Below are 12834 nucleotides of genomic sequence, written 5' to 3' on the forward strand. Positions count from 1 at the left end.
TTGCAAGGGCTAGTCGAAAAACTAGATTCTGCAACTCCTCGCCATAGAACCGATACATATTATGAGGGGATCAGGGTACGATGAAAACGAAGGAACTTGCCCAATTAAAAACGCGACCTGCAATGGCGACTGTGATTTTGACGGGCGGTGTTGTACTACTTATTATTTCTGCTTTTATCGGCATCGCTGTTGGTGCGGCGGATATCGATTTAGCGACGGTTTGGGACGCGTTATTTCATTACAATAAAAGTTTAACGACTCATCAAATTATTTGGGAGTTACGCGTTCCTCGTGTGCTGGCGGATATGATGGTCGGCGCAGCATTTGCGGTTGCGGGTGCAGTGATGCAAGGCATGACGCGAAATCCGCTCGCAGATAGTGGCTTGTTGGGGCTCAATGCGGGATCGGCGTTTATGATGGCTGTTTGTTTTGCGTTTTTGCCTGGCCTTAGCTACAATTATTTGATTTTCTTTTCATTCCTTGGTGCGGCGCTTGGTTGCGTCCTTGTTTTTGGCGTGAGCGCGCTTGTTAAAGGTGGTTTGTCGCCGACGCGGCTTGTTTTGGCAGGTGCTGCGGTAGCTTCTTTGTTGACGGCATTAAGTGAAGGAATCGCCATTTATTTTAAGCTGAGTCAAGATTTAGCTTTTTGGTTTGCTGGTGGTGTCGCAGGCGTGAAATGGTCGCAAATCGTAGTGGTATGGCCGTGGCTCATTGGTGCGTTAATTGCGGCGATATTACTCAGTAAGTCGGTAACGATTCTGAGCCTTGGTGATGATATTGCGATTGGACTCGGACAAAATACGACGCGGACAAAATTGCTATCAATGCTTGTTGTGCTGATTTTGGCGGGACTTGCCGTTTCGGTCGTTGGCCCAGTTGGTTTTATCGGCTTGATTGTGCCACATCTGGTCCGTTATATGGTCGGTGTAGATTATCGCTGGATTATTCCGTGTTCGGCTATTGTTGGTGCACTTTTGACGCTATATGCGGATATTGGTGCCCGGATGGTGAATCCGCCATATGAGACGCCGATTAGTGTTATTTTTGCCCTTATTGGTGTACCTTTCTTCCTTTATGTGGCGCGTAAAGAAAGGAGGAGTCTGTGATGATGGGGACGGCAACGGAACGAAAAGTCACGCGAAAACGTTGGCTAATCTTGATTTTACTCGCAATTTTACTTGTAGGAACGTTCATTTACAGTGTCAACGCAGGTTTCTCAAAAATTCCATTTGTAGATGTTATCAAAACTTTATTTGGACAAGGTTCGCCGCAAGATACATTGATTATTTCGCAGTTTCGCTTACCGCGTATTGTTGTGGCGGTACTCGTTGGTGCAGGCCTTGCGATTTCAGGTGCGCTGTTACAAGCAGTTTCGCAAAATAGTTTGGCAGACCCAGGGATATTAGGAATAAACAATGGAGCCGGTTTGGCAGTTATGCTCTACATTTCGTACTTCCCATCGACACTAGATGTACCTGTTATGTTTATGCCTTTAGTTGGCTTCACAGGCGCCATTCTCACAGCTTTTATTGTGTATGGCTTATCCTACAGTCGACAAGAAGGTTTATTGCCAAATCGCCTCGTGTTAACAGGTGTGGCGGTTTCAGCTGCAGTTGCTGCCTTGATGACGCTTTTAACCATTCGTTTAGACCCTGAAAATTATCAAATTGTGGCGGAATGGCTAGCAGGAAATATTTGGGCTAGCAACTGGCAATATGTCTTTGCACTACTCCCGTGGCTGATCATTCTGGTGACCGTGGCGATGTTCAAAATAAAAACGCTCGATATTCTGGGGTTTGGCGATCAAGTGGCAACTGGGCTAGGCGTCAAAACAGAAAAAAGAAAAAGTTATTCTGCTTGTTGTTGCGGTGGCTTTAGCAGCAGCTTGCGTCTCTGTCAGTGGTGGTATTGCTTTTATTGGCTTAATCGGACCTCATATTGCGAGACGCCTCGTTGGTAGTGGACATAAATGGGTATTGCCAATTTCGGCGCTTGTTGGTGCGTTATTACTCCTTGTCGCAGATACGATTGGTCGAATCATTGTCCAACCATCCGAAATTTTCGCAGGTATCGTTGTTGCGGTAATTGGGGCACCCTATTTCTTGTACTTACTAGCTAAAACTAAATGATAATGATTATAAAGAAGTATCCTGATTTCATTGTAATTGATAATCCAGATAGACTTTTGGAAACTTTTATGCTATCTTAGAATAGATATAAAAACGGCTTACTTCAATTGTTTTAGTGGGATAAAGGATAAGTAAGTAGACTTGATTTTTATTTAGAATTATTATAAACTACTAATTGAGAATGATTGTTTGTTCCCGAGGGAGGGCATAAAAATGGAAGGCCGTATTCAGCGGATTAAATCACAGTTGCATGAAGCAAGTTATAAATTAACGCCACAACGCGAAGCAACCGTACGCGTTTTATTAGAAAATGAGAAAGACCATCTGAGCGCGGAGGACGTTTATTTACGTGTTAAGGATATTTCACCGGACATTGGATTAGCGACGGTTTATCGTACGCTGGAACTTCTGACGGAATTGCGCGTGGTTGACAAAATTAATTTTGGAGATGGCGTGGCACGTTATGATCTACGTAAAGAAGGCGCGAAGCATTTCCATCATCATTTAGTATGTTTGGAATGTGGGTCTGTTGAGGAAATTCAAGAGGATTTGTTAGATGATGTTGAGAAAATTGTCGAACAGAAATGGGATTTTCTTGTGAAGGATCACCGTCTAACGTTTCAAGGTATCTGTACGGTGTGTAAAAGCAACATCAAAAAAGCCGAATAAATCGCCCAGCGAGCCGACAAACGCTCAACTCCGTCGTTAAAAGCTGTGCTCCGATGCTCACGTACTTTTAGTACGCTCCGCTCCGGTGCTCGCTTTTGCCTAGGATTTGAGCATTTATCGGCCCGCTGGGGTTTGGTGGTGGAGGCAAAGAGATTAGGGATGGAAAGAGTTTTGCTGGACATTTGTTAAATTATTTCGGTTTTGCTTTCGTAATGGTGGGGTTTTTGGTATACTGATGGGACAAGGGCAGGAGGCGTCTGATGTTGGATTGGAAGGGCGTTGTTTTACGAGAGGAAGCATTGCGCAGAGCGATGTTGGCAAGTGATGTTTCTAGTTTGGATAGGTTGTTGGCGGATGATTTTGTTTTTGTGGACCATTTTGGTAGAAAGGTGACGAAACAGGATGATTTAGAGGCGCATAGACAGAAGGTTTTTCAGTTACATCAACTGGATATTGTGGCGCAGGACAAGCGTGTCGTTGGCGGGAATGTGGTTACGGTTTCTGAGGTGGTGCTTGCGGGTGTTGCTGATGGAGAATCATTTACGGATCGATTGGTATATACGCGAATTTGGCGGAAAGATGCCGAAAATGGTTGGCAAGTGACGTCAGGACAGTGTACACGGATTCAATAGTTTGGGAACGCCGATTTGAGGAGATTGCGCATGGATGATTTGATACTCGATTTTTTACATTTTTTTGCAGGTGGAGAAGGGTTTGTCGGCAAATACGTTGGTTGCTTATGAACGAGATTTGCGTTTTTTTTGCGCGTTATTTGGAGGAAGAACAGGGAGCAGTGGCGATTCGCGACGTAGAACGGATACATATTGTGAGCTTTATGGCTTATGCAAAATTAGAGGGAAAATCACCGAGAACGATTGCGCGCTATATTGCCTCATTGCGTTCTTTTTTTTCATTTTTTACTGCATGAAAAACTGGCGGATCGGGATCCGATGATTCAAATTGAGACACCGAAGCAGGCGCAGACTTTGCCAAAAATTTTGAATCTGAATGATGTGGAGAAATTGCTGGAGGCGCCGAATGGGGCGAACCCGCTCGGTATGCGAGATCAAGCGATGTTAGAGGTCTTGTATGCGACTGGACTTCGGGTGACGGAGTTGGTACGCCTTCAGATGGACGATTTGCATTTACAGATGGGCTTTATTCAGACGATTGGAAAAGGGGATAAGGAGCGCATTATCCCGCTTGGCAAAACAGCAACAACAGTTTTGGAGCGCTACTTGGAATTTGGACGTCCGAAATTGCGACGGGTGTCCGAACGCAATGATTTTGTGTTTTTGAACCATCACGGACGCGGTATGACGCGGCAAGGTTTTTGGAAGAATTTGAAGCAGATTGCGGCGAAAGCTGGGATTGATAAGCCGATTACACCGCATACTTTGCGACATTCGTTTGCGACGCATCTACTGGAAAATGGGGCGGATTTACGCTCTGTTCAAGAGTTATTAGGTCATGCGGATATTTCAACGACGCAAATTTATACACATGTTACGAAGGCGCGCTTAAAAGATGTTTACAAGCAATATCATCCGCGTGCTTAAGGTTGGATAATGAAAAAGGAGCGATTTTGAAAATGAATTATACAAAGGTTATGGAAGCAGTCAAAAAAATTAAGGAAACGTATAGCGGAAAGCCTAGAATTGGGCTTATTTTAGGATCGGGGCTTGGTGTTTTGGCGGACGAGATTACAGCGCCGACCGTGATTAAATATCATGATGTGCCGTATTTTCCTGTTTCGACAGTGGAAGGTCATGCTGGCCAGTTTGTCTTTGGAAAGCTAGAGCACCAAGAAGTTGTGGCGATGCAAGGGAGATTCCATTTTTATGAAGGTTATTCGATGCAAGATGTGACGTTTCCTGTTCGTGTTATGAAGGAACTGGGCGTTGAGATTTTAATCGTAACGAATGCAGCTGGTGGTGTGAATGAATTGTTCCATGCGGGGGATTTGATGCTGATTTCGGATCATATTAACTTCACGGGAACGAGCCCGCTTATTGGGCAGAATGACGATCATTTCGGACCGCGTTTCCCAGATATGTCTGATGCGTATCGTTTAGATTTACGGGAACAAGCGCGTCTGTTGGCGCAAAATTTGGAAATAGGGGTTCGCGAAGGTGTTTACGCAGGATTTACTGGGCCAACATACGAAACGCCTGCGGAAATTCGAATGATGCGCACACTTGGCGCGGACGCGGTTGGTATGTCGACTGTTTCTGAGGTCATTGTTGCTAATCATTGTGGCTTGCGCTGCCTTGGTATTTCTTGCATTACGAATATGGCGGCAGGAATTCTGGATCAACCGCTGAGTCACGAAGAAGTTATTGAAACGACGGAACAAGTGAAAGAAACTTTCCTAACATACGTGAAGGCGCTCGTTGGAAATGTGAAATAAAAATAAGAATGGAGTCTGGTGCAACACTTACGAATGGGGCATCAGGCTCCTTTTTGATAGTACATAAAAACTAAAAAAAATGGAAAACCTGATATTGGCTATTGTTCTGCAACATGCTTGTATGCTACTATATAAAAGAACTTTTATATCTTCACGCACCGACAAACACACACTCCCGTCGTTAAAAATTCTGTTCCGATACGCTGATACAGGTCGTACGTTTCGTGTCGGTACTCATTTTTTCATAGGGATGAATCATTTGTTGGTGAACGAGGGTTTGGTGTGATTAATTTAGCAAAGGTGGGATTGACGTGGCGTTTGAATCATTTGGGACTATGCGAGTGAATGAAGTTGGACATCTAGAAATTGGAGGGGTGGACACTTTGAAGCTGGCGCAAAAATATGGCACACCGCTTTATGTATATGACGTTGCGTTGATCAAAGAGCGTGCTCGCGGTTTTAAGAGAACGTTTGAGGAGCTTGGCGTGAAGGCGCAGGTTGCTTATGCGAGTAAAGCTTTTTCGGCGGTTGCGATTTATCAATTGATGCATGAAGAGGGGCTGTCGCTGGATGTTGTTTCTGGCGGTGAATTATATACGGCAATGCAAGCTGGATTCCCAGCGGAGCGGATTCATTTTCATGGTAATAATAAGACGAGACATGAGATGGAAATGGCGATTGAGTATGGCATCGGCTGTATCGTGATCGATAATTTTTATGAGATTGAACTGCTTGCGGAAATTTTGCGTGAAAAAGAGGCTTCTGTGTCTGTTTTGATTCGTGTAACGCCTGGTATTGAGGCGCATACGCATGATTATATTTTGACCGGGCAAGATGATTCTAAATTTGGATTTGGTTTGACGAATGGGCAAGCGGAGGATGCGATTAAGCGTGTACTCGCAATCGATGTTTTCCATTTGATTGGGTTGCATTGCCATATTGGGTCGCAAATTTTTGAGACGACTGGTTTTAAATTGGCGGCGCATCGGATTATGGAGCAGTTAGTTGTTTGGCGTGACTCGCTTGGTTTTCATGCGGAGGTACTTAATCTCGGTGGTGGTTTTGGGGTGCGTTATACGGCGGATGATACACCATTGCCACCATCGCAGTATGTGCGTGAAATTATTGCGGATGTGCGTGAGGTTGCGATGGGTAACAATTTAGACATGCCGGAGATTTGGATTGAACCTGGTCGTTCGCTTGTTGGTGAGGCGGGTACGACGCTTTATACGATTGGTTCGCGTAAAGAGGTGCCCGAGATTCGTAGCTATGTGGCTGTGGATGGCGGAATGTCGGATAATATTAGACCATCTTTATATGAGGCGAAATATGATGCTGTCATCGCGGAACGCCCGTTAGAAGAGCCGGATGAGACGGTATCTATTGCTGGAAAATGTTGTGAGTCTGGCGATATGTTGATTTGGGATTTGCCACTTCCAAAATCGGACGCTGGTGAGGTTCTCGCAGTATTCTGTACAGGCGCTTACGGTTATTCGATGGCGAATAATTACAATCGAATTCCTCGTGCTGCGGTTGTTTTCGTGGAGAACGGGGAAGATAAACTGGTTGTAGCACGCGAAACTTATGAAAATCTAGTACAACTGGATTTACCGCTTCATTAAGGTGGGCTTTCTATGACAGGAATTAATTTTAAAGTAGAGGCTTTTGAGGGCCCGCTTGATTTGCTTCTTCAACTGATTCAGCAATTAGAAATTGATATTTATGACATCCCGATGGCGGATATTACGGATCAATATTTGGAATACATCCACTTGATGAAAGAGATGGAACTCGATGTTGCTAGCGAATATCTTGTGATGGCGGCGACGCTTTTGGCGATTAAAAGTAAAATGTTGTTGCCAAAACAGGAGCTTGAGGTTGATTTTGAATTCGATGATTCTGTCGATCCGCGTGATGAATTAGTGGAGAGATTGATGGAATACAAGCGGTTTAAAGAAGCTGCGAAACAATTGAAAGAAAAAGAGTCGGAGCGCAATTTTTATTTTGGGAAGGCGCCGATGGATTTGGGGGAATACGATACGTCTGGCAAGCAAGCGAATTTAGACGTGTCGCTCAATGATATGTTGGGGGCTTTTCACAAGATGCTCCGTCGTAAAAAACTAAGTCAGCCGCTTCATACACGTATTACGAAGCAGGAGATTTCGATTGATCAGCGGATGAATGATGTGATGGATCGGATGGAGGTTGCGAGCGGTCGTGTCGTATTTGAGGATTTGTTTGATGCGGCGACAAAGGATGACTTAATTGTGACGTTTTTGGCTGTATTGGAACTGATGAAACGTCGCCAAATCAGTGTGGAGCAGTCGGGTAGTTTTGCGACGTTATATGTTTTTAGTAGAGGTGAAGAAGAGCTGTGAGTAAAAAATTAGGAATCCTTGAGAGCTTGCTATTTGCGGCTGGGGATGAAGGGCTGAGCACGAAACAACTGACAGAGGTCATGGAAATCAGTCATATTGAAGCGCTGAATTTGTTGGAGACGCTCAGTGATAACTATGCAAAATCGGCAGAACGTGGTATTGTTCTGTTAGAGCTCGCAGGGACGTTTCAACTAGCGACGAAAAAAGAGCATGCAACCTATTTGCGAAAATTAGTCGAAGTACCTGGTAACACGACACTTTCTCAGGCATCGCTTGAAACATTGGCTATTGTTGCCTATCGTCAACCAATTACACGGATGGAGATTGATGATATTCGTGGTGTGAAAACGGATGGTCCGATTCATACGTTGATTGCGAAGGGTTTGATAATGGATAAAGGTCGCGTAGAAGGTGCTGGTCGTGCTAAACTGTATGTAACGACATCCGAATTTTTGGATTGCTTCGGTTTGAATAAATTAGATGATTTACCATCGATGGACAACATAGATTCTGAGGAAATGATTCAAGATGAGATGGACTTGTTTTTTGATCGTTTTGGTGGGAAATAGGTATAGATGGAATAATAATTAGTGAATAGCTAAAAAGAGGTGCAAGATGGAACGGTTACAAAAAGTAATTGCGAATGCAGGAATCACGTCGCGTAGAAAAGCCGAAGTGATGATTGAAGAAGGAAAAGTAAAGGTTAACGGAAAAGTGGTTCGAGAGTTGGGTCTTAAGGTTGGTAACTCGGATAAAATCGAGGTAAACGGCATCGAGCTAACGCAAGAAGTGAAACGCTATTTTCTGTTGTACAAGCCACGTAGCGTCATGTCCGCTGTATCGGACGATAAGAAACGCCGCGTTGTGTCTGACTTTTTCGTGGACATCCCAGAACGGTTATACCAGTTGGGCGTCTAGATTATGATACTTCGGGCTTGCTATTGATGACGAATGATGGCGATTTTGCAAATCAATTAATGCATCCGAAATATGAAGTTGAAAAGAGATACATCGCGCGTGTAAAAGGGATTCCGTCCAAAGAAGCTTTGCGCAAATTAGAAAATGGCGTCATGATTGAAGGGCGTAAGACGGCAAAAGCGAAAGTCCGTTTACAAACATTTGATAAGAAGAAAGAGAAGGCAATCATTGAGGTTATCATTCATGAAGGACGTAATCGCCAAGTCCGCAAAATGTTTGACACGATTGGCCATCCAGTTCAGAAATTATCACGCGAAGCCTATGCTTTTCTTGATTTAAAAGGGTTGAATGCTGGCGAACGCAGAGAATTGACACATCATGAAGTGAAGAGATTAAAGGCGCTGACGCAATTTGGTGATAAGAAATAGTTTTTTAAGTGAATAACTTAGAGTTCAGGGGAAATATAACGACAGTAGAGAATAACAGATAATATTACTTTTTCAATGAAAATCTAGGGAAGCGTATGTCTTTTTCCCTAGTTTTTTTGTTGCCGATTTATGTAAAGTATTCATTATTTTTCACAAACTAAGGCTTAAAAATGGCTAAAATAAAAAAAAGCATGTATAATTTGTCCAAGATAGTGACTTTCCTTTTTTAATTTGGGCTTGTCTGTGCTATAGTTGAGTTGTGAACAAAATGACAATAAAAAGGTACGAAAGACTAGGGAATATGAATACATACCGAAATAAGTTTCCTTTTTTAGAGAAACGAGTAAGGGGATGATTACCTATGAGTGAGCAAGTTAAAATTCTCGTTGTGGATGACGAAGACCGGATCAGGCGTTTACTTAAGATGTATCTTGAACGTGAGAATTATAAAATTGAAGAGGCTAGTGATGGAGATCAAGCGTTACAGCTCGCAATTGATAATAGTTATGATGTCATTTTGCTTGATTTGATGATGCCAGGAAAAGACGGCATTGAGGTTTGTCGCGAATTGCGTGAATATAAAGCGACTCCGGTTGTTATGTTGACAGCAAAAGGTGAGGAAGCGAATCGCGTGCAAGGATTTGAGGTTGGCGCAGACGATTATATCGTGAAACCGTTTAGCCCGCGTGAAGTTGTCCTACGTGTCAAAGCTGTTCTAAGACGTGCGCAACAACATAGCCAACCTGTTGCAACAAGCGTACCAGGTGATATCATTACTTTCCCACACTTAAAAATTGATAATGAGGCGCATCGGGTTATAGTGGAAGGCCAAGAAATTAATTTGACACCTAAAGAATATGATTTACTATATTATTTAGCGAAATCACCGGATAAAGTGTTTGATCGTGAATCGCTATTAAAAGAAGTTTGGCGTTATGAGTTTTTTGGAGACTTACGTACGATTGATACGCATGTGAAACGTCTCCGCGAGAAATTATTTGACGTTTCAGAGGAAGCAGCTAAAATGATTGTGACCGTCTGGGGTTTAGGCTACAAGTTTGAAGTGACAGAAACAGAGTGAAATAGTCCATATAGAAATAGATAGGTTTAACAAAGCCTATCTATTTCTTGATATTATTGTATAAACGGCAAGCAACGAGGTGCTTGAAATTCGGATCAAAGGGCTGGTGACAATGAGATTTTGGCATAGTATCGTCGGAAAAATTTGGGGAACGATTATTCTTTTACTAACGGGAGTTCTAGTAGCAACCGGATTTTTCATTGCGATTGTTTATGAAGACAAAAATACGGAGCAAATCACTGGTGGAATTGAGGCGACGACAGAGCATATAGGGAATTTAATTGAAGAGGGGACGGATACCGAGACGCTTTCATCTGCCTTTCAGCTATTGGATAAGTCGACAGGTGTAATCGTGGAGCAGAAGGGGAAAGTAGTTGCTTCTAAACAGACGTCTATGCATTTAGGTACGGAAGCATATACGCATTTGTTCGAGGATAAGAAAATGAATGACCATTTATCTGAGGGGAAATTTATCTTGGAACAATATAATTTCTATGGTGAAAGTAATGATGAAGCCGTACATATGGGAGCGCAGCGATTTAAGACGTTAGATGGTAATATCAATACGGTCTATGTTTATAGGTCGTATGAAGATATTTTGAAATTGACAGGACAGGTGACCAAAACGTTGCTGATATCTGGTATTATGGCAATTCTAGTTACTTCCGTGTTGTCGTTTATTTTATCGTCACGGATGGCGTACCCGCTGCGAGAAATGAAAAAGATTGCGATTGCTGTATCGAAAGGGAACTTTGATAATCGGGTGCCAACGTATACGCATGATGAGATTGGTGATTTAGGGATTGCCTTTAACAAGATGGCACAACAACTGAAATACAATATTAGCGCGTTAAGGCAAGAGAAGGAGCAGTTGTCCAATATTCTAGTTGGGATGGCGGACGGGGTTATTAAATTCAACATCGATAAGACGATTATTTTGAGTAATCCGCCTGCGGAACAGTTTTTACATGATTGGTTCTTTTCGACGGAAAATGAGGATAAAGTGCTTATACCGCCAAACTTGGATCTGATGCTGACGAATATTTTGGAAACGCGTGAGGAGCAAGTTGGTGAAATTGTGTTTGGCGACCAAACCTATGTCGCCATTTTGACATTGCTTTATAATGGGGATGATATTCGGAGTATCGTTACGGTAATCAGAGATATGACGGAGGAGAAGCGTCTAGAGAAGATGAAGAGCGATTTTGTGAATAATGTGTCACATGAGTTGCGGACGCCGATTTCGATGCTACAAGGCTACAGTGAGGCGATTATTGATGGTGTAGCGCAGACCGATGAAGAGGTGCGTGAATTTGCGCAGATTATTTATGATGAATCGTTGCGAATTGGACGTCTCGTGAATGATATGCTTGATTTAGCGCGGATGGAAGCTGGTTTTGAGCAGTTGGATAAACAGCGCTTGCCAGTGGCGCCATTCCTAGATAAAGTAGTTTCCAATTTTGAAGTGCTGGCGAAGGATAATAATGTGAAATTGCAATTGGTGGTCGATGATCCTGATTTGGAGTATACGTTTGATCCTGACCGCATGGAGCAGGTATTGGTGAATTTAATCATGAATGCAATTCGTCACACGGGTAGAGAAGACTACGAGGGAATTGTAGAAGTGCATGAAACGGCAGATTTTCACTCGGATGAACTCGTCATTAAGATTATTGATAACGGAAGCGGGATTCCTGAGGCTGATATTCCTTTCTTGTTTGAGCGGTTTTATAAAGCAGACAAGGCACGAACTCGCGGGAAAACAGGTACTGGAATAGGTTTATCGATTGTAAAAAATATCGTCGAGGCGCATAATGGTAAAATAACAGTGGAGAGTCATCTTGGCATCGGTTCGACATTTATTGTCACGTTGCCGCTTTCTACGGATATATAAAGGAGTTTGATGAAATTGACAGAACGCATGCAAAAATTTTGTAAAGATTCATTGGTAATTAAGACAAGTCGGGTCTTTCCATCCGATACAAATAATCATAATACGCTATTTGGTGGGCGCTTGATGACATATATTGATGATACAGCATCCATCAGTGCTTCCCGGCATTGTCGGACTGGAATTGTGACGGCCTCGACAGATTCGGTCGATTTCTTACAACCCATTAAAAATGATCATTCGGTATGTTTGGAGTCCTACGTGGCTTCGACGGGACGTTCATCGATGGAGATTTTCGTGAAAGTCATTGCGGAAAATTTGAAAAATGGGGATCGTTATTTGGCAGCTACTTCTTTTCTGACGTTTGTCGCGATTGATGATAATGGCAAAACAGTAGAAGTCCCAACCGTTGTCGCGCAATCAGATGAGGAGAAAATGATTAGTCGTGATGCGCAAGAACGTAGTTTGGCAAGGAAGAAACGTTTGGCGCAAAGTCGAGAACTTGCAGCGGCGCTTTCAACGGAGATTCCTTGGGGATAAGCAAGCGGTTTTGCATGAGGGCTTTGCTTATGGTACAATAACGTACGTAATACAATAAAATATAGTTCATCTTCGGGGCAGGGTGTAATTCCCGACCGGTGGTTAAAGTCCACGAACTGTTTCTTTTTGAGATGGTTGATTTGGTGTAATTCCAAAACCGACAGTATAGTCTGGATGGGAGGAGATGTTGGTTCGCTTACTTTTGGCGCACTTACTTGAAAAATTGGCTAGTTATGGTCTATTTGGATTGGACGTTTTTGAGCTACGTTTTTTTTTAGCGTGGTTTTCTGGAGTCTTATTTGAATATACTGTGCTTGTTTGGATTTTCACATACCGTCCCTCGAATGCATTTTCGGGGGATTTTTTTCATGTTTTGTGTGCTCATAAATA

The 12834-nt window shown here is 43.0% G+C and carries 10 protein-coding genes, 3 pseudogenes and 1 riboswitch; all 13 genes and pseudogenes read left to right on the forward strand.

The features are described from left to right. Positions 1–80: 80 nt before the first annotated feature. The 13 genes and pseudogenes from PCORN_RS05250 (at position 81) to PCORN_RS05310 (ending at position 12444) form a co-directional block, all read left to right on the forward strand. Complete coding sequence (locus PCORN_RS05250) at positions 81–1106, forward strand: FecCD family ABC transporter permease (protein WP_036078253.1); 1026 nt, start codon at positions 81–83, stop codon at positions 1104–1106. After that, a pseudogene (locus tag PCORN_RS05255) lies at positions 1106–2129 on the forward strand (FecCD family ABC transporter permease). Before PCORN_RS05250 ends, PCORN_RS05255 begins: the two are co-directional and overlap by 1 nt. 213 nt (positions 2130–2342) lie before the next feature. Next, a complete protein-coding gene (gene fur / locus PCORN_RS05260) occupies positions 2343–2798 on the forward strand; it encodes a ferric iron uptake transcriptional regulator (RefSeq protein ID WP_036078254.1) in 456 nt (151 codons plus the stop codon). A 260-nt stretch (positions 2799–3058) separates the two neighbouring features. Continuing rightward, entirely contained in the window at positions 3059–3430 is a 372-nt protein-coding gene (locus PCORN_RS05265; RefSeq protein ID WP_051999273.1) for a nuclear transport factor 2 family protein, read from the forward strand. A gap of 30 nt (positions 3431–3460) precedes the next feature. Further along, positions 3461–4357: pseudogene (gene xerD, locus PCORN_RS05270) on the forward strand (site-specific tyrosine recombinase XerD). Positions 4358–4389: 32 nt separating this feature from the next. After that, positions 4390–5208: a purine-nucleoside phosphorylase gene (locus PCORN_RS05275; RefSeq protein ID WP_036078524.1), complete on the forward strand. Its 819-nt coding sequence runs from the start codon at positions 4390–4392 to the stop codon at positions 5206–5208. Positions 5209–5519: 311 nt separating this feature from the next. Then, positions 5520–6830 (forward strand): diaminopimelate decarboxylase, encoded by a 1311-nt coding sequence (gene lysA / locus PCORN_RS05280; RefSeq protein WP_036078255.1) that lies wholly within the window; start codon positions 5520–5522, stop codon positions 6828–6830. A gap of 12 nt (positions 6831–6842) precedes the next feature. Further along, on the forward strand, positions 6843–7586 hold the full coding sequence (locus PCORN_RS05285; RefSeq protein ID WP_036078256.1) for a segregation/condensation protein A: 744 nt from the start codon (positions 6843–6845) through the stop codon (positions 7584–7586). Then, a complete protein-coding gene (gene scpB / locus PCORN_RS05290; RefSeq protein ID WP_036078257.1) occupies positions 7583–8155 on the forward strand; it encodes an SMC-Scp complex subunit ScpB in 573 nt (190 codons plus the stop codon). The genes PCORN_RS05285 and scpB overlap by 4 nt, the downstream gene beginning before the upstream one ends. 46 nt (positions 8156–8201) lie before the next feature. Beyond that, positions 8202–8932: pseudogene (locus tag PCORN_RS05295) on the forward strand (pseudouridine synthase). A gap of 361 nt (positions 8933–9293) precedes the next feature. Beyond that, positions 9294–10013: a response regulator transcription factor gene (locus PCORN_RS05300; RefSeq protein WP_036078261.1), complete on the forward strand. Its 720-nt coding sequence runs from the start codon at positions 9294–9296 to the stop codon at positions 10011–10013. A gap of 112 nt (positions 10014–10125) precedes the next feature. Continuing rightward, a complete protein-coding gene (locus PCORN_RS05305) occupies positions 10126–11907 on the forward strand; it encodes an ATP-binding protein (RefSeq protein WP_036078264.1) in 1782 nt (593 codons plus the stop codon). 9 nt (positions 11908–11916) lie between these two features. Next, positions 11917–12444, forward strand: a complete 528-nt coding sequence (locus PCORN_RS05310) for an acyl-CoA thioesterase (RefSeq protein ID WP_420912018.1) — start codon at positions 11917–11919, stop codon at positions 12442–12444. A 64-nt stretch (positions 12445–12508) separates the two neighbouring features. Beyond that, positions 12509–12634: riboswitch (FMN riboswitch) on the forward strand. The last annotated feature ends 200 nt before the right edge of the window (positions 12635–12834 follow it).

This window comes from Listeria cornellensis FSL F6-0969, assembly GCF_000525855.1.
GTDB classification, from domain to species: Bacteria; Bacillota; Bacilli; order Lactobacillales; family Listeriaceae; genus Listeria_A; species Listeria_A cornellensis.